General features: G+C 70.6%; 32 protein-coding genes. 24 read left to right on the plus strand and 8 right to left on the minus strand.

Annotated features, from left to right (window positions below; translation table 11 throughout):
- The first annotated feature begins 52 nt into the window (after positions 1–52).
- From ACFWVC_RS27430 to ACFWVC_RS27445, 4 genes are all read left to right on the plus strand, one after another.
- The gene (locus ACFWVC_RS27430) at positions 53–766 is read left to right on the plus strand and encodes a DUF2993 domain-containing protein (protein ID WP_384291930.1); all 714 of its coding nucleotides are present in this window, start codon (positions 53–55) and stop codon (positions 764–766) included.
- A gap of 390 nt (positions 767–1,156) precedes the next feature.
- Complete coding sequence (locus ACFWVC_RS27435; protein WP_384291933.1) at positions 1,157–2,002, plus strand: sulfurtransferase; 846 nt, start codon at positions 1,157–1,159, stop codon at positions 2,000–2,002.
- A 45-nt stretch (positions 2,003–2,047) separates the two neighbouring features.
- The gene (locus tag ACFWVC_RS27440; RefSeq protein ID WP_384291935.1) at positions 2,048–2,338 is read left to right on the plus strand and encodes a DUF1416 domain-containing protein; all 291 of its coding nucleotides are present in this window, start codon (positions 2,048–2,050) and stop codon (positions 2,336–2,338) included.
- A 112-nt stretch (positions 2,339–2,450) separates the two neighbouring features.
- Positions 2,451–2,684: a hypothetical protein gene (locus ACFWVC_RS27445; RefSeq protein ID WP_384292103.1), complete on the plus strand. Its 234-nt coding sequence runs from the start codon at positions 2,451–2,453 to the stop codon at positions 2,682–2,684.
- A 68-nt stretch (positions 2,685–2,752) separates the two neighbouring features.
- Here ACFWVC_RS27445 and ACFWVC_RS27450 read toward each other — a convergent pair whose 3' ends face one another.
- Positions 2,753–3,115 (minus strand): DsrE family protein, encoded by a 363-nt coding sequence (locus tag ACFWVC_RS27450; protein WP_384291939.1) that lies wholly within the window; start codon positions 3,113–3,115, stop codon positions 2,753–2,755.
- Positions 3,116–3,243: 128 nt separating this feature from the next.
- Here ACFWVC_RS27450 and ACFWVC_RS27455 point away from each other — a divergent pair, with 128 nt between their 5' ends.
- From ACFWVC_RS27455 to ACFWVC_RS27490, 8 genes are all read left to right on the plus strand, one after another.
- Complete coding sequence (locus ACFWVC_RS27455; RefSeq protein WP_384291941.1) at positions 3,244–3,687, plus strand: hypothetical protein; 444 nt, start codon at positions 3,244–3,246, stop codon at positions 3,685–3,687.
- Between the two features lie 155 nt (positions 3,688–3,842).
- Positions 3,843–3,971, plus strand: a complete 129-nt coding sequence (locus tag ACFWVC_RS27460) for a hypothetical protein (RefSeq protein WP_384291945.1) — start codon at positions 3,843–3,845, stop codon at positions 3,969–3,971.
- A gap of 29 nt (positions 3,972–4,000) precedes the next feature.
- Positions 4,001–4,786: a hypothetical protein gene (locus ACFWVC_RS27465; RefSeq protein ID WP_384291947.1), complete on the plus strand. Its 786-nt coding sequence runs from the start codon at positions 4,001–4,003 to the stop codon at positions 4,784–4,786.
- Positions 4,783–5,628 (plus strand): hypothetical protein, encoded by an 846-nt coding sequence (locus tag ACFWVC_RS27470; protein WP_384291950.1) that lies wholly within the window; start codon positions 4,783–4,785, stop codon positions 5,626–5,628. The genes ACFWVC_RS27465 and ACFWVC_RS27470 overlap by 4 nt, the downstream gene beginning before the upstream one ends.
- Positions 5,625–6,518: a hypothetical protein gene (locus tag ACFWVC_RS27475; protein WP_384291952.1), complete on the plus strand. Its 894-nt coding sequence runs from the start codon at positions 5,625–5,627 to the stop codon at positions 6,516–6,518. The genes ACFWVC_RS27470 and ACFWVC_RS27475 overlap by 4 nt, the downstream gene beginning before the upstream one ends.
- A gap of 242 nt (positions 6,519–6,760) precedes the next feature.
- Positions 6,761–7,324, plus strand: coding sequence for an FABP family protein (locus ACFWVC_RS27480; protein WP_384291955.1), 564 nt, complete (start codon positions 6,761–6,763; stop codon positions 7,322–7,324).
- A gap of 68 nt (positions 7,325–7,392) precedes the next feature.
- A complete protein-coding gene (locus ACFWVC_RS27485; protein ID WP_384291958.1) occupies positions 7,393–7,845 on the plus strand; it encodes a Fur family transcriptional regulator in 453 nt (150 codons plus the stop codon).
- A 9-nt stretch (positions 7,846–7,854) separates the two neighbouring features.
- Complete coding sequence (locus ACFWVC_RS27490; protein ID WP_384291960.1) at positions 7,855–8,838, plus strand: YgfZ/GcvT domain-containing protein; 984 nt, start codon at positions 7,855–7,857, stop codon at positions 8,836–8,838.
- Between the two features lie 31 nt (positions 8,839–8,869).
- On the opposite strand, the gene dtd is transcribed toward ACFWVC_RS27490, so the two are convergent.
- Positions 8,870–9,295, minus strand: a complete 426-nt coding sequence (gene dtd, locus ACFWVC_RS27495; RefSeq protein ID WP_384291965.1) for a D-aminoacyl-tRNA deacylase — start codon at positions 9,293–9,295, stop codon at positions 8,870–8,872.
- A 222-nt stretch (positions 9,296–9,517) separates the two neighbouring features.
- On the opposite strand from dtd, the gene ACFWVC_RS27500 reads away from it, so the two are divergent.
- The gene (locus ACFWVC_RS27500; protein ID WP_384291969.1) at positions 9,518–10,045 is read left to right on the plus strand and encodes an ABC transporter substrate-binding protein; all 528 of its coding nucleotides are present in this window, start codon (positions 9,518–9,520) and stop codon (positions 10,043–10,045) included.
- Positions 10,046–10,126: 81 nt separating this feature from the next.
- Positions 10,127–11,368, plus strand: a complete 1,242-nt coding sequence (locus tag ACFWVC_RS27505) for a GNAT family N-acetyltransferase (RefSeq protein ID WP_384291973.1) — start codon at positions 10,127–10,129, stop codon at positions 11,366–11,368.
- A gap of 4 nt (positions 11,369–11,372) precedes the next feature.
- Here the strand turns inward: ACFWVC_RS27505 and ACFWVC_RS27510 are convergent, their stop codons facing one another.
- Together ACFWVC_RS27510 and ACFWVC_RS27515 are read right to left on the minus strand one after the other, a co-directional pair.
- Complete coding sequence (locus ACFWVC_RS27510; protein WP_384291976.1) at positions 11,373–11,552, minus strand: hypothetical protein; 180 nt, start codon at positions 11,550–11,552, stop codon at positions 11,373–11,375.
- Positions 11,553–11,608: 56 nt separating this feature from the next.
- Positions 11,609–11,776 (minus strand): hypothetical protein, encoded by a 168-nt coding sequence (locus ACFWVC_RS27515; RefSeq protein ID WP_384291980.1) that lies wholly within the window; start codon positions 11,774–11,776, stop codon positions 11,609–11,611.
- 335 nt (positions 11,777–12,111) lie between these two features.
- Here ACFWVC_RS27515 and ACFWVC_RS27520 point away from each other — a divergent pair, with 335 nt between their 5' ends.
- From ACFWVC_RS27520 to ACFWVC_RS27550, 7 genes are all read left to right on the plus strand, one after another.
- Positions 12,112–12,969 carry a GntR family transcriptional regulator gene (locus ACFWVC_RS27520; RefSeq protein WP_384291983.1) on the plus strand — a complete coding sequence of 286 codons (858 nt, stop codon included), beginning with the start codon at positions 12,112–12,114 and terminating at the stop codon, positions 12,967–12,969.
- A gap of 10 nt (positions 12,970–12,979) precedes the next feature.
- The gene (locus ACFWVC_RS27525) at positions 12,980–13,729 is read left to right on the plus strand and encodes an HAD family hydrolase (RefSeq protein ID WP_384291987.1); all 750 of its coding nucleotides are present in this window, start codon (positions 12,980–12,982) and stop codon (positions 13,727–13,729) included.
- Between the two features lie 521 nt (positions 13,730–14,250).
- Complete coding sequence (locus ACFWVC_RS27530; RefSeq protein WP_384291992.1) at positions 14,251–15,216, plus strand: phosphotransferase family protein; 966 nt, start codon at positions 14,251–14,253, stop codon at positions 15,214–15,216.
- A gap of 49 nt (positions 15,217–15,265) precedes the next feature.
- The gene (locus ACFWVC_RS27535) at positions 15,266–15,949 is read left to right on the plus strand and encodes an HAD family hydrolase (RefSeq protein WP_384291997.1); all 684 of its coding nucleotides are present in this window, start codon (positions 15,266–15,268) and stop codon (positions 15,947–15,949) included.
- A gap of 87 nt (positions 15,950–16,036) precedes the next feature.
- The gene (locus ACFWVC_RS27540; RefSeq protein ID WP_384292003.1) at positions 16,037–16,909 is read left to right on the plus strand and encodes a dihydrodipicolinate synthase family protein; all 873 of its coding nucleotides are present in this window, start codon (positions 16,037–16,039) and stop codon (positions 16,907–16,909) included.
- Positions 16,906–17,934, plus strand: a complete 1,029-nt coding sequence (locus tag ACFWVC_RS27545; protein ID WP_384292007.1) for an aspartate-semialdehyde dehydrogenase — start codon at positions 16,906–16,908, stop codon at positions 17,932–17,934. Before ACFWVC_RS27540 ends, ACFWVC_RS27545 begins: the two co-directional genes overlap by 4 nt.
- Before the next feature lie 114 nt (positions 17,935–18,048).
- Complete coding sequence (locus ACFWVC_RS27550; protein ID WP_384292011.1) at positions 18,049–18,876, plus strand: MerR family transcriptional regulator; 828 nt, start codon at positions 18,049–18,051, stop codon at positions 18,874–18,876.
- A 25-nt stretch (positions 18,877–18,901) separates the two neighbouring features.
- On the opposite strand, the gene ACFWVC_RS27555 is transcribed toward ACFWVC_RS27550, so the two are convergent.
- From ACFWVC_RS27555 to ACFWVC_RS27565, 3 genes are all read right to left on the minus strand, one after another.
- A complete protein-coding gene (locus tag ACFWVC_RS27555) occupies positions 18,902–19,450 on the minus strand; it encodes a DinB family protein (protein ID WP_384292015.1) in 549 nt (182 codons plus the stop codon).
- Between the two features lie 94 nt (positions 19,451–19,544).
- Positions 19,545–20,318: a 2-phosphosulfolactate phosphatase gene (locus tag ACFWVC_RS27560; RefSeq protein ID WP_384292018.1), complete on the minus strand. Its 774-nt coding sequence runs from the start codon at positions 20,316–20,318 to the stop codon at positions 19,545–19,547.
- Positions 20,315–20,764, minus strand: a complete 450-nt coding sequence (locus ACFWVC_RS27565; protein WP_384292023.1) for a nuclear transport factor 2 family protein — start codon at positions 20,762–20,764, stop codon at positions 20,315–20,317. Before ACFWVC_RS27565 ends, ACFWVC_RS27560 begins: the two co-directional genes overlap by 4 nt.
- A gap of 205 nt (positions 20,765–20,969) precedes the next feature.
- Between ACFWVC_RS27565 and ACFWVC_RS27570 the strand changes: the two genes are divergently transcribed.
- The 3 genes from ACFWVC_RS27570 (at position 20,970) to ACFWVC_RS27580 (ending at position 22,655) form a co-directional block, all read left to right on the plus strand.
- On the plus strand, positions 20,970–21,470 hold the full coding sequence (locus ACFWVC_RS27570) for a helix-turn-helix domain-containing protein (RefSeq protein WP_384292028.1): 501 nt from the start codon (positions 20,970–20,972) through the stop codon (positions 21,468–21,470).
- A gap of 53 nt (positions 21,471–21,523) precedes the next feature.
- Positions 21,524–22,159 carry a hypothetical protein gene (locus ACFWVC_RS27575; RefSeq protein ID WP_384292031.1) on the plus strand — a complete coding sequence of 212 codons (636 nt, stop codon included), beginning with the start codon at positions 21,524–21,526 and terminating at the stop codon, positions 22,157–22,159.
- A gap of 166 nt (positions 22,160–22,325) precedes the next feature.
- Positions 22,326–22,655, plus strand: coding sequence for a DUF2516 family protein (locus tag ACFWVC_RS27580; RefSeq protein WP_384292034.1), 330 nt, complete (start codon positions 22,326–22,328; stop codon positions 22,653–22,655).
- Positions 22,656–22,685: 30 nt separating this feature from the next.
- Here the strand turns inward: ACFWVC_RS27580 and ACFWVC_RS27585 are convergent, their stop codons facing one another.
- Positions 22,686–23,942 (minus strand): PP2C family protein-serine/threonine phosphatase, encoded by a 1,257-nt coding sequence (locus tag ACFWVC_RS27585; protein ID WP_384292039.1) that lies wholly within the window; start codon positions 23,940–23,942, stop codon positions 22,686–22,688.
- Positions 23,943–24,224 lie beyond the last annotated feature (282 nt).

Raw genomic sequence — 24,224 nt, forward strand, 5'->3', positions numbered from 1 at the left:
CGGTGCCGGACGCTACCAACGGAAACGTGAACATCACTGCGGGGGACACCTCATGCGTGCACTACGGATCCTGCTCATCTTCCTCGTGATATTCGGCGCGCTCTTCGTGGCGGCCGATCGCATCGCGGTGCACTTCGCGGAGTCCGAGGCCGCCGACCGGGCCCAGCAGACCCAGGGCCTGACCTCGACGCCCGAGGTCGACATCAAGGGCTTCCCGTTCCTGACCCAGGTGCTCGGCAAGAAGCTCGACGACGTCGAGGTGACGGCGAACGGCATCGAGACGACCGGCACCGGCGGCCAGACGCTGCGGGTCGACCGCTTCCAGGCCGAGCTGCACGACGTCCGCATGTCGAACGGCTTCTCCAGCGCCGTGGCCGACTCCGCGACCGGCTCCGCCACCCTCAGCTACGCGGACCTGAGCAAGGCCGCGCCGAGCGGGGTGAAGGTCGCCTACGGCGGCACCTCCGCCGACGGCAAGGGCCGGGTGAAGGTCAGCGCGGACATCTCGACGCCGATCGGCGACATCAAGCGCAGCGTGGTGAGCGAGATCAGTGTCAGCGGCAAGGACGGCATCAAACTGACCGCGGGCGAGATCCCCGGACTGGACGCCCTGCCCTCGGAGGTGGGCGACCTGATCCGCGACCGGATCGACTTCACGCGGGCTTTGGCCGGGCTGCCGCAGGGTATCGAGCTGAAGTCGGTCACCGCGACGCCCGAGGGCATCACCGTCGAGGCGACCGGCACCAAGGTCGTTCTCGCCAACTGAGACGACGGCGTCCGCTCCGCAGTCCTCCACGCGGGGTGCCCGCCCCCGGTTCCGTCCGGCGCGGCCGGGCACCCCGTCGCCGTATCATCATGCGGACAATCTCATCTTGCGATGCGGACCGGCGGTGACACCGCGAAGTCCCTTCCCTACGATCGAGCACATGAAGCGACAGGCGGATCTCACGAAGCGGCGGGCAGTCGACCTGTGCCGTGTCGCCGCCATGCTCTGTCGCCTGCCGTAGGGGCTTTCGCGCCGTCGTCGGCGCCGCACTCCGGCCCCACCTTCCCCGCCCCGCGCATCGCCGTGAACGCGCCCGTGCAGCGCAGCCCGGCACCGTGCGCACCCGTCCGTGCGCCGAGACATCCGCTACTGCCCCGGAGGAGATCAGCAATGAGCCGCAGTGACGTCCTGGTGGACGCCGATTGGGTCCAGGCCCGCATCGACGACCCCAAGGTGGTCATCGTCGAGGTCGACGAGGACACGTCGGCGTACGACAAGAACCACATCAAGAACGCCGTCCGCATCGACTGGAAGAAGGACCTCCAGGACCCGGTGCGCCGTGACTTCGTCGACCAGGCCGGCTTCGAGAAGCTGCTGTCGGCCAAGGGCATTGCCAACGACGACACGGTCGTCCTCTACGGCGGCAACAACAACTGGTTCGCCGCGTACGCCTACTGGTACTTCAAGCTCTACGGCCACGAGGGCGTCAAGCTGCTCGACGGCGGCCGCAAGAAGTGGGAGCTGGACTCCCGCGACCTGGTCGACGGCTCCGAGGTCCCGGCCCGCCCGGCGACCGAGTACAAGGCCAAGGCCCAGGACAGCTCGATCCGCGCCTTCCGCGACGAGGTCGTCGCCGCGATCGGCAACCTCAACCTGGTCGACGTCCGCTCGCCCGACGAGTTCTCCGGCAAGCTCCTCGCCCCGGCCCACCTCCCGCAGGAGCAGTCGCAGAAGCCGGGCCACATCCCCAGCTCGCGCAACATCCCGTGGTCGAAGAACGCCAACGACGACGGCACCTTCAAGTCCGACGAGGAGCTCAAGGCCCTCTACGAGGACGAGGGCGTCGACCTCGCGAAGGACACCATCGCGCTCTGCCGCATCGGTGAGCGCTCCTCGCTCACCTGGTTCGTCCTGCACGAGCTGCTCGACCAGCCGAACGTCAAGAACTACGACGGCTCCTGGACCGAGTACGGCTCCCTCGTCGGCGTGCCGATCGAGCTCGGCCCGGCCAAGTAACACCCGACCCCCGACCCGCCCGACCCTGACCCGAAGGAAGACACCATGTGCGGAGCGAAGGCCGGCGGCCCCGACCTGGCCGGCGTCGACGTGGCGAAGGAGACGATCATCCAGGGTTCCGTGACCCGCGACGGCGAGCCCGTCGCCGGTTACGTGCGGCTCCTGGACGGCGGCGGCGAGTTCACCGCCGAGGTTCCCACCTCCGCGACCGGGCAGTTCCGCTTCTTCGCGGCCCCCGGCTCGTGGACGCTGCGCGCCCTCGTGCCGGGCGCGACGGTGGACCGCGCCGTCGTCGCGCAGCAGGGCAACCTCACCGAGGTGGCCATCGCCGTCTGACCGACGGCCGGAACCGGCGAAGGGCCGCACCGCCACTCGAGTGGGAGTGCGGCCCTTCGCGACGTACTTTGGAAGGGTGTCCACAAGGCGTCGGCGGCGCTGGTACTTCGCCATGATGAGCGGGTGCGTCCTGCTCTTCGTCCTGGCGTGGAGCGTCGTGCGCCTGTGGTCGGTGCCGGTGGCCGTCGGCATGTGCGTCGTCGCGATGCTGATCCCGCCGATCGCGGCCATCGTGGCCAACCGCAGGGGCCCGGACGACCACTGGTGGGACGAGACCGGTGACCCCAAGTCGGACGAGTGGTGGCGCGAGCTGGACCGCCGCGACGACCACCGCGACCAGCGCTGAAGGCCGGCCGGAAGACCGGCGGTCGGCTGGCGAGCGGTCGGCAGGCGGGCGGCCAGTGGGTCGAGCGATCAGTAGACGAGCGCTTGCACGCCGTCGGCCATGGCCTCGCTCACGAAGACCTGCGCCCCGGCGATCCGCACCCCCTCCAGCACGTCCTTCTCCGCGATGTCCCGGCGGGCCGCGCACTGCGTGCACAGGGTGATCCGCCCGCCGGCCATGATCCCCTCGATCAGCTCGGGCAGCGGCGCGGAGTGCGGCAGCTCGAACTCCGCGGCCCTGCCGGGCAGCGCGAACCACGCCGACTCACCGGTCAGCCACAGCGAGACCTCCACACCGCTCGCCACGGCCACCGCCGCCACCGTGAACGCCTGCGAGCACCGTTCGGGCGCGTCGGCGCCCGCCGTCACCTTGATCACCAGCTTCTTCGCCATGGTCCACACCCTAAGGTGGCCGGTCTCACAGCGAAAAAAGTGTGAAGCGCTTGCCAAAGATCGAGATAATGCGTTGGCCTCGCTGTGCAGACCGTGCGCGAGCGCTGTATTTCTGCCCGGGGGGGCTTGTGGAAGCGCGTACGAACGCACGGACCGGTGCGGTGATCGCCGTGGTCATCGGACTGGTCGTCCTGGCGACGCTCACGGCGGGGGCGGTGGTCGCCATCGGGTCGTCGTCGAAGAGCTCGGCGACTGCCACGCCGTCCAAGGCGGCCGCGACCACGTCGGCGTCGGCGACGCCGTCGCCGTCCGCGGACCCCACCGAGACCGCCGAGCCCAGCGCCTCCCCCTCCAGCACCGTCACCGGTTCCGTCCACGACGGCACGCACAGCGGAGACCTGCGCTGGTTCCTGCTCACCCCGCCCGAGGGCGCCGAGATCTACGGCGACGAGGCGGGCAGCGCCGTCACCCGTGACGAGATCGGCGTCAGCGACGACATCAAGCAGGCACTGAGCCGCTACGGCTTCAAGAAGGGCGCGCAGCGCACGTACCTCACCGCGGACGGCGACTAGAGATCTCCGTCGAGCTGCTGCGCTTCGGCTCGGCCTCCGGCGCCTCCGGCTATTACGAAGCCTTCTACCTGAACTCGCCGACCCTGGCGATCGGCAGCACCCACCCCGCCAAGGCTTACCGCCTGTCCTCCGGCTCCGCCGAGAGCACCGACGCGGTGGTCGCGCTGTCCCACCAGGGCGACGTGCACATCAGCATCACCGTGACCGGCGAGAAACTGCCCGGCCGCGACCTGCTCAAGCGGCTGCTCGACCAGCAGTACCAGCGCCTCGCGACCGGCCGCTGAGCCTTTTCGACACCTTCGTGGAGAACCCCTTGTCCCAGGACACCCCTGTTCCGGAGCAGGCACCCCCTGTTCCGGAAGCGCCTCCCGCGGCGCGGCCACCCCGCCGCCGCGGCCGCACCACCCTGCTCATCCTGGCCGCCGCGGTGCTCGGCGTCGCCGCAGGCGCCGGTACCGGCTACAAGATCCAGTACGACCGCCCCGAGACGCCGCTGCCCCCGCTCGCCCAGCCGAAGCTCGTGCAGCCCAAGGGCGCCGCGCCGAAGGCCGAGCCGCTCACCGTCGCCCAGGACGCGCTCGTCAAGTTCGACGGCGACCTGCGCAAGCTGCTGCTGAAGAAACCCAAGGGCGCGAAGGACTGGCGCGTGCCGCCCGGCGTCGACGGCTGGATGGCACCCGCCGAGTTCGCCGAGACCTACGACGACGCGAAGTACGGCTTCGGCGACCTGCTGAGCGACGGCTTCCGCCGCGCGGCCACCGCCGCCTGGGAAACCGGCGACACGTCGGTGGAGATCCGGCTCGTCCAGTACCGCGACCTGGAGTTCACGGCTGCGGAGAGCAATGTGACGCGCCAGATCGCCTACGCACGCGGCAAAAACGAGGCGGACGACGAGGGCCGGCCGATCCCCGGCTCGGTCGACGGCAGGGCGTTCGTCTACTCCAAGCCGATCCGCGAGGCAGGCTACGTCCCTTACTACAAATCGGCAGCCGTCGCTCGGCGGGCGAACATCGAGATGCTGATCTGGGTCACCTCGCCCCGCCCGATCCCCGAATCCACGATCATGTCCCTGGCCGAGCGGCAGTTGGAGCGGCTGTGAGCGACGAGAAGACGACTCCCGTCGAGGAGCCCGCGACGGAGCCGGGGCAGCAGGAGCCTTTGTCCGAGGCCGCCGCCCCGGAGCCCACTGCCGAGGCCCCGCGCCGCAACGGCCGTAAGGGGCTCGCGCTCGGGATCGCGGCCGCGCTCGTGGCCGTCCTCGGAGGCGGCGGCATCGGGTACGCCGTGCTCCAGCACCAGGAGGACGACGGCGGCAAGGCCGCGACCAAACCGTGGAAGGCACCGCAGCCGGAGAAGACCGGCAGCTACGGCGTCCAGTCCGGCGGCAGCCACTACGGCGCGCTGGGCAAGCTCCTGCTGCCCATGCCCGACGGCTACAAGGCCGGCCCCGACATGACCCCGTACGGCAACGATGTCGAGCTGGCCGGCAAGCAGGCCGTGTCCGCGATGACGGAGGGCTATCGCGACCTGCCGAAGAAGAGCCGGGACGCCGCGCTCAAGGCCGTCGACCGCCTGCGGATCCAGGGCATCGGCATGCGGAGCTACGCCGCCGAGGACAACGGGATGCTCATCGAGATCCGGATCGTCCAGATGAAGAACAAGCGGGCCGCACGTGCGGGTACCGAGTTCTTCGCCGACTTCACCAAGGCGCTCGGTGTCTTCCGCAACGGTCCCGCGATCACGGGCCACGACAAGGCGCGCTGCGTGCTGCCGCCCAAGGAGCCGGGTGCCGACCTGGACTTCATGGAGTGCCAGGCCACCGAGGGCGACCTTCTGGTGACGATGTCGGTCTCCGGTCAGTCTCCCCTGGACAAGAAGGACGCCGCCGACGTGCTCGCCCATCAGCTCGATCGCATCCAGGACCCCGGAGAGGCAGCATGAGCGACCAGCAGACAGCCCGGCCCGAGGCCGAGGCCGTCGCCGCGCCCGAGGCCCCGGAGGCACCGCAGGGCCCGGAGATCGTTCAGGACCTCGCGCCCGCGACGGACACCGACGTGTCCGTCGCCGTCCCGCGACCCCGCGACCGGCGCCGGTTGCGGGCCGCACTGCGCTGGACCTCGGCCGTGCTGGTGTTCGCCGCGCTCGGCGGAGCAACCGCGTACGCGGTCACGCAGCCGCGGCGCACCGACGTCCCCGGTCTGGAGACGCCGGACGACGGGCGCTGGACCTACCCCGCGCTCAAGCTGCCCAAGCTGCCCGCGGGCGCGCCCCGGGCGTACGACGCTGAACGGAACCCCGCCGGCGCCCACTACGCCGACCTGCGCGCGCTGCTGCTGCCCGCCGCCCGGGGGGCGAAGGCCGACAAGGCCTTCTATGGCGAGGACGGCTGGCTGCCCACCGCGCGATTCGTCGAGGCGTTCGAGAAAGCGGACCGCAAGCGGCTGGCCGAGCGCCTGACGCAGGCGGGTCTGCGCCACATCGCCGCCCGTGCCTGGGACATGCCGGACGGCACCAGGACGGAGATCTACCTCCTGCAGTTCGTCAGCGCGCCGTACGCGATGGAGGGCCGGTTCCAGATGACGACCGCCGCGGACCTGACCGGCGCGCCGGTCAAGGTCGTGGAGCTGGCATGGAAGCGTGGGACCTCCTTCCCGGGCGACATGAGCGTCAACACGTACACCGAGGACAAGCCGCGCGGTCGTGACCACGTGCGGTCCGCGTTCATCGCCGCCGGTGACACCGTCGCCGTCATCAGCATGCGCAAGGCCGGCAGCCAGCCGGCCGTCCCCTTCCACCAGACCGTGCAGTTGCAGTCGCAGCTGCTCGGCTGACCGGGTTGCGGCCGGGAGGGGCGCGATGCGCGGGGGCCGACCTCAGCGCATCGCGCCCGTACCGGCCGACTAGACTCGGCTACGGCCCCGACCGGGCCGCCGACCGTCCGCGCCTGCCCGAGGAGCACGCTCGTGAGCGCCATTGAGATCTTCTTCGACGTCATGCTTGTCCTGGTCTGCCTTGGCGTCCTCGCGTTCTCCGTTCTGGCGGTGAAGAAGCTCTACCAGGGACAGCGCTGAACATGATCGAAATCCCCTCAGACCTCCACCCGGAGCTCGTACCGCTCGCCTTCCTCCTGGGCACCTGGGAGGGCGCGGGCGTCTTCGACTTCCCCGGCGACGAGAAGTGCAACTTCGGCCAGGAGGTGGTCTTCACCCACGACGGCCGCTCGTTCCTGGAGTACACCTCCAAGACCTGGGTCCTGGACGCCGAGGGCAAGCCGGTGAAACCGCTGGAGAGCGAGTCCGGTTTCTGGCGGATCGACAAGAACCGCAAGGTGGAGATCACCATGACCCGTGACAACGGCGTCATCGAGATCTGGTACGGCGAGCTCGCCGAGGGCAAGCCGCAGATCGACCTCGTCACCGACGCCGTGGCCCGGCTGTCCGACGCGCCGGCCTACAGCGGCGGCAAGCGCCTGTACGGCTACGTCAAGAGCGACCTGATGTGGGTGGGCGAGAAGGCCACCCCGGAGGTGCCGCTGCGGCCGTACATGTCGGCGCACCTGAAGAAGGTCGTCAACCCCAGCGAGTGGGCCAAGGACCTCAAGGACCTGCCCGACGACGGCATCGCGTTCTTCCGCTGAGCCCGCCCGGGCGGCCCCGCCATGTCGCGCCGGGCCGCCGGCGGCGCCCTTCCGCCTAGACTGTCCCTGTGGTGACCACGGACTGGAAGAGCGATCTGAGGCAGCGCGGCTACCGTCTGACGCCGCAGCGCCAGCTTGTCCTGGAGGCGGTCGACGTCCTGGAGCACGCCACTCCGGACGAAATCCTCACCGAGGTGCGCAAGACCGCCTCAGGGGTGAACATCTCCACCGTCTACCGCACGCTGGAGCTGCTGGAGGAACTGGGCCTGGTCAGCCATGCCCACCTCGGCCACGGCGCCCCCACGTACCACCTCGCCGACCGGCACCACCACATGCACCTGGTGTGCCGGGACTGCGAATCGGTCACCGAGGCCGACATCTCCGAGGCCGGGCCGCTGACCGACCGGCTGCGCGCCACCTACGGCTTCGAGACCGACATGAAGCACTTCGCGATCTTCGGCCGGTGCGCGGACTGCGTGCAGAAGGCCCGAACGTCTGAGGGTTCAACTACCGAGACGTAGGCTGGATCCATGCAGCGACAAACACTGACCAGCCCCCTGCTGTCGCTCCCCGGCGCCGTCCCCGCAGAAGGCCCCGACGAGGGAGTCGCCGCGCACTACGGGGACCTCTTCCGCGAGCAACGGGCCCTCGCGGACGGCAAGGGCTTCGTCGACCTGTCCCACCGCGGTGTCGTCGCCGTCACCGGCCAGGACCGCCTCGCCTGGCTCCACCTGCTGCTCACCCAGCACGTCACCGACCTGCCGCCCGGACAGGCCACCGAGGCGCTGATCCTCTCCGCGCACGGCCACATCGAGCACGCGCTCTACCTCGTCGACGACGGCACGACCACCTGGATGCACGTCGAGCCCGGTACCCAGGGCGACGTCATCGCCTACCTGGAGAGCATGAAGTTCTTCTACCAGGTCGAGGTCGCCGACGTGACCGGCGAGTACGCCGTCGTCCACCTCCCGGCGGGCAGCATCGCCGCCGTCCCGGAGGGCTGGACGGTGCGCGAGGTCCCGTACGGCCGGGACGTCCTCGTGCCGCGCGCCGAGCTGGAGGGCTTCGCCCGGGAGGCCGCCGGCGTCCCGGTCGGCGTGCTGGCCCTGGAGGCGCTGCGCATCGAGGCCCACCGCCCGCGGCTGGGCCTGGAGACCGACCACCGGACCATCCCGCACGAGCTGGGCTGGCTGGAGACCGCCGTCCACCTGGACAAGGGCTGCTACCGCGGCCAGGAGACCGTCGCCCGGGTGCACAACCTCGGCCGGCCGCCGCGCCGCCTGGTCTTCCTCCACCTCGACGGCAGCGAGGTCAAGCTGCCCGGCCACGGCACGCCCGTGCGCATCGCCGCCGACGGGCCGGACGGCCGCCAGATCGGCATCGTCACGTCCTCCGCCCGGCACTGGGAGCTCGGCCCGATCGCCCTCGCGGTCGTCAAGCGCAGCACCCCTGTGGACGCGCCGCTGCTGGCGGACGGGACGGCCGCGAACCAGGAGACAGTCGTCGAGCCCTGACGGGCGGCGATGACCGGAGATCTCAGGGATCTCAGAGATCGAGGACCACGGTGAACGGGCCGTCGTTCGTGAGCGAGACCTTCATGTCCGCTCCGAAGCGGCCCGTCGCCACGTCCGCGCCCAGCGCGCGCAGCTGCGCCACCACCTCGTCCACCAACGGCTCGGCGACCGGTCCCGGCGCGGCGGCGTTCCAGGTCGGGCGGCGCCCCTTGCGGGCGTCACCGTAGAGAGTGAACTGCGAGATCACCAGCAACGGCCCGCCGACATCGGAACAGGACTTCTCGTCGGGCAGGATGCGCAGGCTCCACAATTTGCGTGCGAGCTGTGCCGCCTTCTCCTTGGTGTCGTCGTGCGTGACCCCCACCAGCACGCACAACCCCGGACCGGCGATCTCGCCGACCGTCTCGCCGTCCACCACGACCTTCGCTTCGCTCACCCGCTGGGCCACCGCTCGCATGACCCCATTCTCCCGGGCGGGAAGGGGCGCGCGGCACCAGGGCCGTACGCCCGCTTGGGCTCACGTACAACTGTCCGGGGCGGCCGTTCGGGTGCAGGTGCCTGCGGGACGCAGGTAGTCGGTGGCACGATCGAGATCTGCCCGACGTGGGGGACGAGGGGACGGACAGAGATGAAGCACACCGTTACGACAGGTACCACCGGGACGGCGGAAGGCGAACGCATGCTCAAGGCACCGGGCCCGCGCTCCCCGTTCTCCGACGCGCCGCAGCCCGACTTCGCGGGGCTCACCCTCGACGGCCTGCGCACCGCGCGCCGCGAAGCGCAACTGGAGGAGGCCGACCTGTCCTACCTCCGGCGGCTGCTGCAGGGCCGCATCGACATCCTGCGTGCCGAACTCGCCCGCCGCACCGCCCCCGACGCGCCCGTGCTGGACCGGCTCTCGGAGATCCTCACCGACACCCCGTCCCGGCACCGCACCTCCGCCCGGCACGTCACCCTGCGCACCCCGCGCAGCGAGCGGTACCGGCAGCTCGCCGAGGAGATGCTCGCCGAGGTCGAGCTCTCCGACCTGGAGGCCCGCACCGACCAGGAGCTGCACGACGCGATGGGGCGGCTGGTCCGCCACGAGCAGCAGGTCTCGCGCTGCCGGCACTCGCTGCAGCGCACCGTCGACGGATGCAGCACCGAGATCGCCCGGCGCTACCGCGCGGGCGAGGCGCGGATCGAGGATCTGCTGTCGGGCGACTGAGAGCTCCGCGGAGAAACGTGCGGGGAAACCCGCGGAAAAAGGGGATGCGCGAAGGAGCGACGCGCCCCTACCGTGCGGAACATGAGCCTTGAGGTCCGCACGCTCGAAGCATCCGACTTCGCCGGCTGGCTGCGCGCCACCCGCCTCGGTTTCCACCGTCCCGCCACCGTCAGCGACCGGGAGATCGAGCTCCGGCGCCCGTACACGGACCTCGCGCGCACCCAGGGCGCGTTCGACGACGGCCGCTGCGTGGCCACGTTCCGCAGCATGCCGCGCGACCTCACCGTGCCCGGCGGCGCCGTACTGCCCGCAAGTGCGATCACCAACGTCACCGTCTCGGCCACGCACCGCCGCCGCGGCGTCGCCTCCCGCATGATGGCCGACGAACTGGCCGCCACCGCCGAACGCGGCGAACCGCTCGCGATCCTCATCGCCGCCGAATACCCGATCTACGGCCGCTTCGGCTTCGGCCCCGCGGCCGGCGTCACCGAGTGGCACGTCGACACCGCGCGCGCCGGCCTGCGCCCGCCGGGCGACGACGAGGACGGCCGCGTGGAACTCGTCGACCCCGCCGACGTCCTCAAGTCCGGCCCGGAACTGCACGAGCGGGTACGGGTGCAGGCTCCCGGCTCGATCAACCGCAACGACCGCTGGTGGGAGAGTTTCACCGGCAAGGTCCAGACCTCGGACGACCCCTGGAAGGAACCGATCTTCGCCTTCTACCGGGACTCCTCCGGCCGCGTCGACGGCCTGGCCGCGTACACCGTCGCCGACAAGTGGCACGGCATGTACCCGGAGGCCCCCCTGGAGATCAAGAACCTCATAGCCGCCACCCCGGCCGCCGAGCGGGCCCTGTGGCGCTACCTGCTCTCGGTCGACTGGGTCTCCACCGTGCGCACGGGCTTCCGCGCCCACGACGACGTCATGCCGCTGCTGCTCGCGGACCGGCGTGCCGCCCGGGTCGACAACAGCTCCGACTTCCTGTGGCTGCGCTTCGTGGACGTGCCCCGCGCGCTGTCCGCCCGCACCTACGCCGCTCCGGGCGCCGTCGTCCTCGACGTCATCGACCCGTACGGCTACGCCGCGGGCCGTTTCCGCCTCGAAGCCGCCCCCGACGGCACCGCCATCGCCGAGGCGGCCCCCTCCGCCGCCCCGGACCTCACCCTCACCGCCGCCGACCTCGCCGCCCTCTACCTCGGCGACGAGTCCGCGGTCCGCCTCGCCACCGTCGGCCAGGTCACCGAATCCCACCCGGGCACGGCGGCCCGGGTGGACGCGCTGTTCCGTACCTCGCGCAAGCCGTGGGCGATCGACGGCTTCTGACGGGTCAGCGGCCGCTGTACGAGACGAGGATCAGCAGTACCAGCACCCCGCCCACGCACATCGCGTAGCTCGACCGCGCCTTCGCCCCGGCCGCCACCAGTACGACACCCAGCCCCATCAACGGGCCGAACTGCCACCCGAGGTACTCCTCGACGATTGCCGCCATCACGTGACTCCACAGCATGACCCACCCCTTTCCAAGGCGGCCGCCGAACGGCGCGGGCCCCGCTGCCGCTGCCCCTAGCGGGTCAGCAGCAGCGCGATCACCACGAGTCCGACACAGGTGACTGTCGTGTTCCGGGCCTTGTGGCCCACCGTGAACATCCCGAAGGCGAGGGCGCCGGCCGCGCCGTACCGCCACTGGAACAGTTGCTCGAACGCGAAGGCGCACAGAGCGAGAGCGGGCATTGCGGATCACTCCTTTGTGGCGCGCTGTTTCGCGCGTCCCGCGTGGCGCGGGACGGCAGCGGAAGAGGACGCGAAGATCAGGGGGGACGAAAGAGCGGAAGATCCAGAAGCGTGCGAGCGAGCCAGTCCATGCGGCGCTGCACCATCACCCGCGGCCATTCCCGTCACATCGTCGGGCCGGGACGCCGCGGTCCCCGTGGGGTCAACTGCTCCAACTTGTCTGCCAGCCGGAGCAGTTGACTGCGGTCATGTCTAGGTTGTTCCCGATGACTACAGGTCCATAAACTCACCGCAGTCAACTCCACTTGCCTGACCGGAAGATGTAGGCTGCTTGCGTGAACGGCGAGCGCACAACCGGTGGAGCCAGGCGCGAATGGGAGCGCGTGGCCGATTCGCTGCGTCACCAGATCGTGGCCGGTGAGATTGCCGTCGGCGATCAACTCCCCACCCAGGCTGAGCTGGTAGATGAGTTCGGTCTAGCCCGGGCCACAGTCCAGAGGGCGCTCAAGGAGCTCCAGGACGAGGGTTACGTAGAGTCAATCCAAGGCAAGGGAGTCTTCGCCCGAAACTGGCGCAACCAGACACCGGCACATGCCAACGGCGTGGCTCATCGACCAGATTCGGCCAGTGTCGAGCTTGATGACGCCATCGCGGAGGCGTTCGAGGCGGAGCACATCACGATCGACGCCTACTGCCTGACGAGCGAGTCCCTGAACGCGGCCCTCAGCCGTCCGGTCGGCCGGATCCTACGAGGCGACCTGACCCCCTCCTCGATCACGGTCCGGCTGTTGCTGCCCAGCCCCGACGCCCTGCTGGCCATCCCGCGAAATGTCTCGGACCGAGATGATGCGCGCCCCAGGCGCCGTCTGGCAGGCTTGATAGATCTCCAGGCACGCGTCTTGCACAACCTGTTGGGTGATCTGGAGAACCGCGGGTTGGCCACGGTGGTGATCGAAACCAAGACGGTTCCGATCACCCCCATGACCAAGATCTACCTGCTGAACGGGGATCAAGGGCTGACGGGCTACTACTCGGTGGCGCCCAACAACGTCGTCCTGGATGACGGGACAACCCTGTCCATCTACGACGTCCTCGGTGTCGGAGCGAAGCTCTACCCTCAGGGGTCCCTCCAACTTGAGGAGTGTCGGCGGTGGTTCGACTCACTGTGGAACACAATCGCCGAATCGGTGTGACACTCACTGAATGGCTTCGACAGATCCCAAGCGGCTCCTGAACCGACTGCGAGGCGTCAAGGTCGTCCTGTTCGACTTTGATGGGCCGCTTTGTGACCTGTTCGCCGAGTACAGTGCCGCGGCGGTAGCCGAACACATGAAGGGGTTCCTCGCGGACAAGGGCTGTCTGCTACGGCAATTCGAGGCGTACACGGACACGCACCAACTGCTCCTCGATGTGGCCGCGGCCGGCGTTCCCGCGGAGATAGTCAAGGGCCTCGATGGCGTTCTTGTCGACGCGGAGCGGCAGGCGGCAAAGGTGGCGCGACCCATCCAAGGGGCCGCCGAGCTCATACGTGGGCTGGCCGCAATGGATCGGCCCATGGCGATCACGACCAACAATTCTCCGGCCTCGGTCCAGGTCTACTTGAAGGAACACGGGCTGGAGCGGGAGTTCAGCGGAAGAATCTTCGGCCGGGGTGACTCGCCGGAAGAAATGAAGCCGCACCCCGCATGTCTACGCGCGGCGATGAAGGAACTCGGATGGGAATCTACCCCGGGCAATTGCCTCATGATCGGTGATTCCTGGCGAGACCTGGAGGCCGCACGCAAGGCGCACGTCAAGTTTCTGGCATATGCCGGTCTCGGGGACCGTTACCAGCAGCGGGTCGACGCTCTGCTGGAGGCGAGAGCGGATTTGCTGGTCAGGGACATGTGGGAGTTGGTGGAAGCTTTCTCCAATGCGGGCCTCAGCCGGAGAGGCGCTCCCGTAGGTGAGTAGGCGCATCGAAATGCGATTGACACGCTAAGGGTTTCGATGTGCGTCTTCCAGGAAAAGCGCGTAGGCTCGCGGGCACATCACGCGTCATCAAGTGGTGATGCCCCATTGGCGAGCGCTCAAACGGTCGGTGCAAGTTGACGGATACGGTTGTGGCCAAGGATGCCCCGCGTGACGCTGCCATGCGCACGCGGCGCGATGACGGTCTGCAGTCCGATTCCGCCGACACGCCTGATGACGATCTCCCTGAACCATGTAGCCGCCCGGAGGGCCGGGGCGCCCCGGCTCCGGCGGGGGCGGACAGCCTGACCCGTCCACCCATGTACGGGCGACTGCATGAGTCCTTCGTCAGGTGGCACTACGCGCGGAAGAGGCACCATCCGGACTCCGTCTTCCTGGCGGGGCATCACAACTCCAACCATGTGGTGCCGATGGCTCGACCGCTCGCTTGGGTAATGCCCACCCCGGCGGATCGGACGGCGCGCGTCAAACTGAGGGTCCCCCTCGACACTCCCATGGTCGTGATGCGCACGTGGCAGGACGAGGCCGCGGTACTCGCCGCGCTCGAGCGGTTGAGCCCTGAGCCTGTTTTCGCCACCCCGCGTTGCCTGGTCACCTTCGAGGGCGCGTCGCTGCACAGGTTCGAACCGGGAACCGCACTGTCGGAGGTCTCGGAGCCGGGCGCACCCCTGGGTGAGGACATGCTCCGCAAGTTGGCGGAGGTCTTCGCACGCACGGCCGTTGTCGGACCGGATCAACTGCCGCCGCTTCCCGCCGACTGGCCGACGGATCACAAGAACAGCGACGCTTTCCTTGACCACCTCGTCCATCACGCCGAACACGAGGTGCACCGGCGTCACCGCCCCGAGTTCGGGAGCCTCTTCGACGCACTCGGCGTTCCGGATGATGCGCTGGCCCGCTTTCGCGCGAAAGTGAGCCTGCGTACACGGGAGTTGCAGCGCAGGCAGTACGCCCTGCTGCACACCGACCTCCATCGGGACAACATCGTGGTGCTGGAGGACGAAGGCCTTTTCATCCTGGACTGGGAGCTCGCCACCTACGGCGACCCTCTGCACGACTTGGCCACGCACCTGGTGCGGATGCAGTACACCGACGACGAGCGCGAACTCATGAAGGGCATCTGGGAGGAGACGCTCGTCCGGCGCGGCTGTTCGGCGATGACCGCGGGGATGGACACCGACCTGCAGGCCTATCTGGACTTCGAGTACGCGCAGTCGGTCTTCGCCGATGTCGTGAGGGCGGCGGTGCGCCTCGGCACAGAGCCGGGCAACCCGGACCTCGAGCACTCCGCCGGCATGGTCCGCCGTGCGCTGGAACGGGCGAGGGAACCGATCGGACTGGACTCTGTGCCCACAGAAGGCGAGATCGAGAGCGCGCTGGTCGACTGGCATACGCTGCGGTATCCGGAGCGCCGCCGGAGGTGGATCTTCACGGTTTGGGCGGCCCGTAACCGGGCCGGTGCGCGCTGACACGACGGGCCGGGGGACCGACCGGGAACTGCGGGCTTCGCTGAGCCGGGTGACCTGCGTTCTGTTCGACTTCGACGGCCCTCTCGCGGACCTGTTCGCCGACCGTCCGGCGGTCCGGGTGGCCGAGACGCTCAGGCAACGGGCGCAGAAACTGGGGGTGCCCGCCGGCGTGCTCCGGGGCGTGCGCGATCCCTTGCTGGTGCTGAGGAAGGCCGCCTGGCACGGTGCCACCAACGTCATCCGTGAGCTGCAGGAACTGCTCGCCGACGAGGAGACGCAGGCCGCGCGGTCGGCCCGCCCGACGCCGCACGCGGACGGGTTGGTGCGATCGCTGGTCGCCAGTGGCCGGCAGGTGGCGGTCACCACCAACAATTCCGCCAGGGCGGCAACCGTCTTTCTGAAGGAGCGTGGCCTCTCACGGTTCTTCGACCAGCACATCCATGGGCGGGCAGCCGATCCGACGCTGCTGAAGCCCGATCCGGACTGCTTGACCCGCGCCATGACATCCACCGGCACGGAGCCGGCCGAGTGCCTGATGATCGGCGACTCGGTGAGCGATCTGGAGGCTGCGGGCAAGGCGGGCGTGAGTTTCGTCGGCTACGCGCGCTCGCCGCACAAGATGGTGGCTTTGCGTGATGCGGGTGCGGTCCATGTCGTGGGGTCCCTGGAGGTCCTGGCGGACCTGGTGCGGCTTCAGAACTCCCACCCCGTCCAGTGCGCCGGCTCAGGGTGACGAAGGGCCATCGTGCAGCGCTGCTAATCCGTGGGGTGAAGGACATTTAACTGGACCTTGAGGGTCCGGTGGCCCACGCTCGGTCCCATGGGGATTCACATACCGCTGATCACGCCCTTCGACGTCGACGGCAGTGTGGACGCCGCCGCGCTGGAGCGGCTGGCGAACGAGGTGCTGGACGACGGGGCCGAGGGGCTGGTCGCGCTGGGGACGACCGCGGAGGTGGCGACGCTCGACGAGGGCGAGAAGGCGCTCGTGCGGGAGACCGTGGGGCGGGTGTGCCGGGGGCGGGGGGCGCGGTTCACGGTGGGGGCCGGGGGTGCGGACACGCGGCGGGCGGCGGAGGAACTGCGGGGGCTGGAGGCGGACGCCGCGCTCGTGACCGTGCCGGCGTTCGTGCGACCCTCGGAGGACGGAGTGGTCGCGCACTTCGAGGCGCTGGCCGAGGCCTCGGCCGTACCGCTGGTCGTCTACAACATCCCGTACCGCACCGGACGCACCCTGAGTGCGGACACCGTGCGCCGGATCGCGGCCATCGACGGGGTCCACGGCTTCAAGCACGCCGTCGGGGGCATCGACCAGGACACCGTCCTTCTGGTGCGGGATGTGGAGCTGTACGCGGGGGACGACGTCTTCGCCCCCGCACTGCTGGCGCTCGGCGCCGCCGGGGCGATCCTGGCCTCGGCGCACCTGGCCACCGCGCAGTGGGTGGAACTGGCCCGTTTCCACGATCCGGAACGCGGGCATGCGCTCGCGAGGCTCGCCGCCGCCTGCTTCGCCGAGCCGAACCCCACGGTGACCAAGGCGGTACTGCACGCCCAAGGACGCATCCCCACCCCCGCGGTCCGGCTGCCGCTGCTGCCGGCCGGACGGCCGGCGCTTGAGACGGCCCTCCGGGCACTGGCCGCGGCGGGGGATACTCGGGACAGTACGTACGCACTGATCGGAGAGACCGGATGAGGATCGGAATCGTCGGAGCCACCGGCCAGGTCGGCGGCGTCATGCTCAAGGTGCTGGCCGAGCGTGACTTCCCGGTGGAGCGGCTGCGGCTGTTCGCGTCGGCCCGTTCGGCGGGGCGCACGCTGCCGTGGAAGGACGGCGAGATCACCATCGAGGACGCGGCGACAGCCGACTACGCGGGTCTCGACATCGTCCTGTTCTCCGCGGGCGGTGCCACCTCCAAGGCGCTCGCTCCCAAGGTCGCCGCCGCGGGTGCCGTCGTGATCGACAACTCCTCCGCCTGGCGCATGGACCCCGAGGTCCCGCTCGTGGTGTCCGAGGTCAACCCGCACGCGATCGCCGACCGGCCCAAGGGCATCATCGCCAACCCGAACTGCACCACGATGGCCGCGATGCCGGTGCTGCGCCCGCTGCACGACGAGGCGGGGCTGACCGCGCTGGTCGCCACCACCTACCAGGCGGTCTCGGGTTCCGGTCTGGCCGGTGTCGCCGAGCTCGACGGGCAGATCCGCAAGGTCGCCGACCGGGCGGCCGGGCTGACCTTCGACGGCGCGGCCGTGGAGTTCCCCGAGCCCGCGGTGTACCAGCGGCCCATCGCCTTCAACGTCGTCCCGCTGGCCGGGAAGATCGTCGACGACGGCCGCTTCGAGACCGACGAGGAGCAGAAGCTCCGCAACGAGTCCCGCAAGATCCTGGAGATCCCGGAGCTGAAGGTGTCCGGCACCTGCGTGCGCGTCCCGGTCTTCTCCGGGCACTCGCTGCAGGTCAACGCCCGCTTCGCGCGCCCGATCAGCGTGGAGCGCGCCTACGAGCTGCTGGCTCAGGCACCCGGCGTGGAGCTGTCGGAGATCCCGACCCCGCAGCAGGCGGCCGGCAAGGACCCCTCCTACGTGGGCCGCATCCGCGCCGACGAGACCGTCGAGCACGGCCTCGCGCTCTTCCTGTCCAACGACAACCTCCGCAAGGGCGCCGCGCTCAACGCCGTCCAGCTCGCCGAGCTGGTCGCGGCGGAGCTGCGCGGCTGACGGGCCAGATTCCCGCGTCGTCCGATGCCCCGGCCATGTGCCGGGGCATCGGGCGTTCCCGGGCCTGGGGGCGCTTGACCCTGACACCGTGTGAGGCCCTGAACTGAGGACATCATGTTCGGCATCGGAGACTTCGCCAGGCACGGCCGCGTATCGGTCCGCATGCTGCGTCACTACGACGCCATCGGACTGCTGCGCCCCGACCGTGTCGACCCCGCCAGCGGATACCGCTACTACGCCGCGGGGCAGCTCGCCCGGCTCAACCGGATCATCGCGCTCAAGGACCTCGGCTTCACCCTCGAACAGGTGCGGGCGATCCTCGACGAGAAGGTCGGCGCCGACGAGCTGCGCGGCATGCTGCGGCTGCGCCGCGCCGAACTCGCGGCGGCGATCGCCGCGGACGCGGCACGGCTGGCGGGTGTCGAGGCGAGGCTTCGAACCATCGAGAGCGAGGGACGGATGTCTTCCGACGACGTGGTCGTCAAGCGGGTGCCCGCCGTACGGCTGGCCGAACTCACCGCGACGGCGGCCGGGTTCGAGCCGGCGCAGATCGGCCCGGTGATCCAGCCGCTGTACGACGAGCTGTGCCGCCGCCTGGAGGCGGCGGGGGTGCGGCCGGTGGGGCCGAGCGTGGCCCATTACGAGGACGCGCCCGAGGGCGAGGGCGCGATCGTGGTGCACGCCGGGCTCCAGGTGGACGTGGACCCCGGCGCCGGGTACGACTTCGCGGTCGTGGACCTGCCCGCGATCGAGAGCGCGGCGACGATCGTGCACCGCGGGTCCATGGACGACGTCCTGCGCACCGAGCAGACGCTCGCCCGCTGGATCGACGCCCACGACCACCGCTCCACCGGCTATCCCCGCGAGTTCTACCTGGAGGCCGGCGGCCACCCCGACACCTGGGTGACGGAACTGCAGCAGCCGCTGGCCCCCGGGGACTGATCCACCGGCACCGGCCGGCGGCCGGTCAGCCCATCGGCCGGCCCTCGCGCGCCGCGAGGTCGACCAGTTCGAAGGCCGTCCGGCCGTCCAGGGACTCGCGGATGATGTCCGCGTGCCCGGCGTGCCGGGCGGTCTCCTCGATCAGGTGGAGCAGGATCCAGCGGGCGCTGACCTTCATGCCCGGCGGGTTCCACGGCGCGTCGGGCAGGGCGACGGTGTCTTCCAGGCCGGGGAGGGCGAGGACGGCCGCCTCGGTCTCCCGGGCGATCCTCGCCCAAACGTCCAACTGGCCCGCCAGCGTCTCGCCTTCCAGCAGCCGGAAGCCGTTGACGTAGTCCTCCTCGCTGCCCGCCTTCTCCGCGCGGCCGAGCAGCACGCCCTGCACCCAGACCTCCTCGGTGCGGGCGACGTGCTTGACCAGCCCGGCGAGGTTCATCGCGCTGGCGCTCGGCCGTGCCGCGGCCTGTTCGTCGTCCAGTCCCAGCACGGCCCGGCGCAGGCCGGCGCGCTGCGACTCCAGGTAGGCCAGCAGCGCGTCCCGCTCGTCCGTCTCGTTGCGAACCACCGTCGGCATCGTGCACCCCTTGTCCGTTTGTCCGTCGTTCGCCGGTGTTCCGGCGTCCTCTTGCGTCGTCGGCTTACGTATTCGACGGTACGGAGCGATGCGGTCAGGTCCGGTCCGCAATGCCGAAGGCGCCCTCGGACAGCACGGGGACGACGTCGGAGGCGTCGATCTCGGTGGCGACGGCGACGTCCTCCGCGTAGTCGCCCCCGGACAGTTCCCGTCCCGAGGCGCACGCGGCCACCGCCGCGGCGGGTTGCGGGGTGGCGGCCCACAGGGCCGCGGCGGCGCTCGCCTCCGGGGACGGGGTGGCCCGCGGTGCCCGGGCGCACAGCGCGGCGACGACCGCCCCGGCCCCGAGCAGGTCCTCCAGTGCCGGGCGCAGGCTCCCGTCCGGCCACCGCTCCCCGGCCGGGATCACCGCGACCGGTCGCTCCGCGGTGCCGTATCCGTGCCGCGCGAGCCAGGCGCCGGCCGCCGCCGCGTTGCGCAGACAGCCGGCGACCACCGTCGCGCCCTCCACCGCCGCCGCGGCGATGGCCGAACCGTTCGGCGACGGCAGCACCAGCCGTTCCGTGCGCGGCGCCCGCCGCAGCCCGGCCGGCGACAGCGACCACGGCTGCCCGGCGGTCACCTCGTGCCGCCCCACCGCCAGCCGCGCTCCCACGCGGTCCGCGTACTCCCGGGCCGAGGCGTCCCGCCAGGCGTACGGGTGCACCCGTGCCCCGGCCTCCACCGCCACCGACACCGCCGTCGTGAAGGACAGCACGTCCACGACGACCAGGCCCGCGACCTCCGGCCCCAGCCGCCGCGCGCCCTCAGGCCCCCACTCCAGCCGGACCCCGTGCCCGGACTGCAGCCGCCAAGCGCCGTCGTTCACGGGGCGATCGGGTCGTCGGCCGGGGCCGGGGCGAGGCCGTCTGCGACGAGGCCGGCGAAGACGGCCTTGCCGAGGGTCTGCACGGCGGACTGGGGGCGGACCATGACCGTGAACTCCTTGACGCGGCCCGCGTCGTCGAAGTGCAGGAGGTCGATGCCGTGGATCTCCTTGCCGCCGACGGTGGCGCGGAAGAGCAGGATCTCCGAGGGCGCGTCGCCGCCGTCGCCGCTGGTGGCCGAGGTGCCGTCGAGGCGGCCGATGTAGCGGAAGTCCTCGAAGGTGCGCAGCAGGACGCCGAAGAGGCCGAGCACCATGGGCTTGCCCTCGAAGGGCGTGAACGTGACCGGGCTGTAGAACCGGATGTCGTCGGTGAAGAGGTCGTCGAGCCCGGAGAGGTCACGGGTCTCCACGGCGGTGCGGAAGCGGTCCGTGGTGGTGGTCGTCATGGGCCAGCCGCCTTCCCGGGGTCACGGCCCCGGCCATGGGATTGATTAGTCAGTTTCATGACTATCACGCGCGCGGCCCCGGCGGACAGGCTCAGGACCGCCCGGCCCGTGGGCGGCCGTCCCCGGCGGCCGTCACATCCCCTTAACGAGACTTTTGCAAGCACTGTGCTTGCAAAAGTTAGCACCGCGGGGCATGCTCGAAGACATGGCTTCACTGAACGTCGGCAACCTCGGTGAGTATCTGCGGGAGCAGCGCCGCAACGCGAAGCTCTCGCTGCGCCAGCTCGCCGATGCCGCGGGGGTGTCCAACCCCTACCTCAGCCAGATCGAGCGCGGGCTGCGCAAGCCCAGTGCCGACATCCTGCAGCAACTGGCCAAGGCGCTGCGCATCTCCGCCGAGACCCTGTATGTGCAGGCGGGGATCCTCGACGAGCGGGACCAGGGCGACGGCCGCGAGGTCCGTACCGCCATCCTGTCCGACACGGCGATCAACGAGAAGCAGAAGCAGGTCCTGCTCCAGATCTACGAGTCGTTCCGCAGGGAGAGCGCCACGGTGGAGGAAGCTCAGGACGAGCAGTCCGCCGCACCGCGCGAGCGCGCGGCGAAGAAGGCGGCGGCGCAAGAGGCTGTCGCCGTGCTGAAGCCGAAGACGACCGCCGGACCGGACGACGGGGGCGGCGGCGACGATGCCGCGGCCGCCGAGTGACCGGCGGACTCAACAGACGTACACGTCACCATCCTCATACGGGAGAAACCCTCATGGCGATCACCGACGACCTGGTCAAGACCCTCAAGGACCCGACCCCGCTCTACGCGCTGGCCGGGACCGCCGATCTCGCGGCCGAGAAGCTGAAGGAGGTCCCGCCGCTGATCGACAAGCTCCGCAGCGAGGCCCCGGAGCGGATCGAGAAGATCCGCGGCACCGACCCCAAGGCCGTGCAGGAGAAGGTGACCGCGCAGGCCAAGGGCGCGCAGACCAGGGCGCAGGCCAAGGTCAACGAGCTCTTCGGCAGCATCGACACCGATCTGCGCAAGCTGCGCGACTCCGCGCAGGACTTCGCGCTGCAGCAGGTGGGCCGCGCCGCCGAGTACGCGGTCCGCGCCAAGGAGACCTACGACGGCCTGGCCGAGCGCGGCAAGGACGCGGTCGCGACCTGGCGCGGCGAGGCCGCCGACCAGGTCGAGGACATCGCGGTCGCGATCGAGGGCGAGCCGGAGCCGCGTCCGGCGGCGCAGCCCGCCCCGGCCCCGGCGCCCGCCCCCACGCAGAACGGCGTGCCCGCCCCGGCCGCGGCCCCGGCCGACGACCGGTCCGCCTCGGCGAAGAAGCCGGCCCAGGCGAAGAAGCCGGCCCCCGCCGCCCGGAAGAGCGTCCCCGGCAAGCCGGCCTCCTGAGGCTCGCGCACTCCCGCGCACACCCGCGCACGCTGTGCGCGTGGCGCGCACTTCGGGCCGGGCACGCATCGCGTGCCCGGCCCTCCCCATGGCGCTTCGCACAGGGGGGCGCCCCCACCTTGCCCGGCCGGGTACCGTGGGAGCCCACGACCGGAGGTGGACGGCAATGCTGGTGCAGGGCTTCTACAACTTTCTGGGCTGGATCTCCCTGGCCTTGCTGGTCTTCGCGCTGTTCGCGCTGGTCGACGCCGCCATCCGGCGCGACGACGCCTACCGGGCGGCGTCCAAGAACACCAAGGCCTTCTGGCTGATCGTCCTGGCCCTCGCGGCGGCGTTGATCGCGTTCCTGCCGATCACGTCGTTCCTGCCGGTCATCGGCCTGATCGCGGTGATCGTCTACACGGTGGACGTGCGGCCCGCCCTCAAGCAGATCTCCGGGCCGCGGCGTCGCGGCGGCAGCAGCAGCGACGGCCCGTACGGACCGTTCAACCGCTGAGCCCGCGGGGGTTGTCGACCCCCTCCGCGATCAGGAGCCGGACTCCAGCAGCAGCAGCGCGACGTCGTCCGTCAGCTCTTCGCCGTTGAGTTCGCGTACCTCGGTGACGGCCGCGTCCAGCAGTTCCTCGCCGCCGAGCCCGGCCGCCAGCTGCCGGCCGATGAGTTCGACCATGCCCTCCTGGCCGAGCCGCTGCGGGCCCTGGCCGATCCGGCCCTCGATGAGCCCGTCGGTGTAGAGCATCAGGCTCCACGACTCGCCGAGTTCGATCCGCGCCCGCTCCCAGCCCGAGGTGCCGGGCAGCAGGCCGAGCGCGGGGCCGCCGTGCTCGTACGGCAGCAACTGCGGAGCCATCCCGGACAGCGAGACCAGCGGGGCGGGGTGCCCGGCCAGATAGAGGTCGGCGGAGCGCCCGTCCGCGGCGATGTCGACCTGGCAGAGGGTCGCGAAGATCTCCTCGTCGGGGCGCTCGTGCTCCAGCACCTGCTGCAGCGTGCAGAGCAGGACGTCGCCGCAGAGCCCGGCGAACGTCAGCGCGCGCCAGGCGATGCGCAGTTCCACACCGAGAGCGGCCTCGTCCGGGCCGTGGCCGCAGACGTCGCCGATCATGGCGTGCACGGTGCCGTCGGGGGTGCGCACGGTGTCGTAGAAGTCGCCGCCCAGCAGGGCGCGGCTGCGGCCGGGCCGGTAGTGCGCCGCGAAGCGCAGGTCGGCGCCCTGCAGCAGCGGGGTCGGCAGCAGGCCGCGCTCCAGGCGTGAGTTCTCCTGCGCGAGCAGCCGGGTCTCGGTGAGCTGGCGCTGCGCGACGTCGGCACGCTTGCGTTCCACCGCGTAGCGGATGGCCCGGGTCAGGTGGGTGGGCTCCAGGTCGGCCGGGGTGAGCTGGTCCTGGGCGCCGACGCGGACCGCCTCGGCGGCGAGCGCGGTGTCGGTGTCGGTGCCCGCGGTGAGGACCAGCACGGCGGTCTGCGGCGCCAGCCGCAGCAGCTGCCGCAGGCCGTCGAGGCCCGCGGCGGTGTCCGGTCCGAGCTCCAGCAGGATGCAATTGACGTCGTCGCGCAACAGCCGCTCGGCCTCGGTCAGATTGCGGGCGCGGCGGATGCGGACGCGGGTCCCGGAGACGTCCAGGAGGTCGGGGACGGTAAAGGTGCCGGTGGGGTCCTCACCGATGACGAGCAGCGTCAGGGCAGTGGAGGTCCGGCCCTCGGCGGGCAGCACTTCCTGGCGCGGCCCCGGCACGGTGGCGAACCGGTCGGTTCGCGGTTCGGTCGCGGGCATCGGCGACATCGGGCAATTCCTTCCCTCCCCCCGAGGGCAACGTCCCGGAGCGGTGATCCCACGGTCGGCTCCGAGCACACTGAAGGGCGACCATAGCGGTACCTCCTGTCCGCCGGGGAGGGCCTGCAGGTAAACCGCCCGTGTCATATGCGCCCGCGAGCTGGGGATTTCGGCTTTCGAGGGGCGAATCGGACATGAGCAACGTCACGTCCGGCGGGATGCGGAGTGGCGCTCGTCACGCGGGTTATGTCATGCGTCGCAGGTCACCTGTGGTCCGGGCGTGGGGCCGGG

Source organism: Streptomyces sp. NPDC058691 (genome assembly GCF_042714775.1).
Lineage (GTDB): Bacteria > Actinomycetota > Actinomycetes > Streptomycetales > Streptomycetaceae > Actinacidiphila.

Bases quoted from the DNA above. Each gene is read 5' to 3' on its own strand.
- ACFWVC_RS27430 (WP_384291930.1), top strand. From the start codon at position 53: ATGCGTGCACTACGGATCCTGCTCATCTTCCTCGTGATATTCGGCGCG.
- ACFWVC_RS27435 (WP_384291933.1), top strand. From the start codon at position 1,157: ATGAGCCGCAGTGACGTCCTGGTGGACGCCGATTGGGTCCAGGCCCGC.
- ACFWVC_RS27440 (WP_384291935.1), top strand. From the start codon at position 2,048: ATGTGCGGAGCGAAGGCCGGCGGCCCCGACCTGGCCGGCGTCGACGTG.
- ACFWVC_RS27445 (WP_384292103.1), top strand. From the start codon at position 2,451: ATGATGAGCGGGTGCGTCCTGCTCTTCGTCCTGGCGTGGAGCGTCGTG.
- ACFWVC_RS27450 (WP_384291939.1), bottom strand. From the start codon at position 3,115: ATGGCGAAGAAGCTGGTGATCAAGGTGACGGCGGGCGCCGACGCGCCC.
- ACFWVC_RS27475 (WP_384291952.1), top strand. From the start codon at position 5,625: ATGAGCGACCAGCAGACAGCCCGGCCCGAGGCCGAGGCCGTCGCCGCG.
- ACFWVC_RS27480 (WP_384291955.1), top strand. From the start codon at position 6,761: ATGATCGAAATCCCCTCAGACCTCCACCCGGAGCTCGTACCGCTCGCC.
- ACFWVC_RS27490 (WP_384291960.1), top strand. From the start codon at position 7,855: ATGCAGCGACAAACACTGACCAGCCCCCTGCTGTCGCTCCCCGGCGCC.
- dtd (WP_384291965.1), bottom strand. From the start codon at position 9,295: ATGCGAGCGGTGGCCCAGCGGGTGAGCGAAGCGAAGGTCGTGGTGGAC.
- ACFWVC_RS27500 (WP_384291969.1), top strand. From the start codon at position 9,518: ATGCTCAAGGCACCGGGCCCGCGCTCCCCGTTCTCCGACGCGCCGCAG.
- ACFWVC_RS27505 (WP_384291973.1), top strand. From the start codon at position 10,127: ATGAGCCTTGAGGTCCGCACGCTCGAAGCATCCGACTTCGCCGGCTGG.
- ACFWVC_RS27510 (WP_384291976.1), bottom strand. From the start codon at position 11,552: ATGCTGTGGAGTCACGTGATGGCGGCAATCGTCGAGGAGTACCTCGGG.
- ACFWVC_RS27515 (WP_384291980.1), bottom strand. From the start codon at position 11,776: ATGCCCGCTCTCGCTCTGTGCGCCTTCGCGTTCGAGCAACTGTTCCAG.
- ACFWVC_RS27525 (WP_384291987.1), top strand. From the start codon at position 12,980: ATGGCTTCGACAGATCCCAAGCGGCTCCTGAACCGACTGCGAGGCGTC.
- ACFWVC_RS27530 (WP_384291992.1), top strand. From the start codon at position 14,251: ATGCGCACGTGGCAGGACGAGGCCGCGGTACTCGCCGCGCTCGAGCGG.
- ACFWVC_RS27540 (WP_384292003.1), top strand. From the start codon at position 16,037: ATGGGGATTCACATACCGCTGATCACGCCCTTCGACGTCGACGGCAGT.
- ACFWVC_RS27545 (WP_384292007.1), top strand. From the start codon at position 16,906: ATGAGGATCGGAATCGTCGGAGCCACCGGCCAGGTCGGCGGCGTCATG.
- ACFWVC_RS27550 (WP_384292011.1), top strand. From the start codon at position 18,049: ATGTTCGGCATCGGAGACTTCGCCAGGCACGGCCGCGTATCGGTCCGC.
- ACFWVC_RS27555 (WP_384292015.1), bottom strand. From the start codon at position 19,450: ATGCCGACGGTGGTTCGCAACGAGACGGACGAGCGGGACGCGCTGCTG.
- ACFWVC_RS27565 (WP_384292023.1), bottom strand. From the start codon at position 20,764: ATGACGACCACCACCACGGACCGCTTCCGCACCGCCGTGGAGACCCGT.
- ACFWVC_RS27570 (WP_384292028.1), top strand. From the start codon at position 20,970: ATGGCTTCACTGAACGTCGGCAACCTCGGTGAGTATCTGCGGGAGCAG.
- ACFWVC_RS27575 (WP_384292031.1), top strand. From the start codon at position 21,524: ATGGCGATCACCGACGACCTGGTCAAGACCCTCAAGGACCCGACCCCG.
- ACFWVC_RS27580 (WP_384292034.1), top strand. From the start codon at position 22,326: ATGCTGGTGCAGGGCTTCTACAACTTTCTGGGCTGGATCTCCCTGGCC.
- ACFWVC_RS27585 (WP_384292039.1), bottom strand. From the start codon at position 23,942: ATGTCGCCGATGCCCGCGACCGAACCGCGAACCGACCGGTTCGCCACC.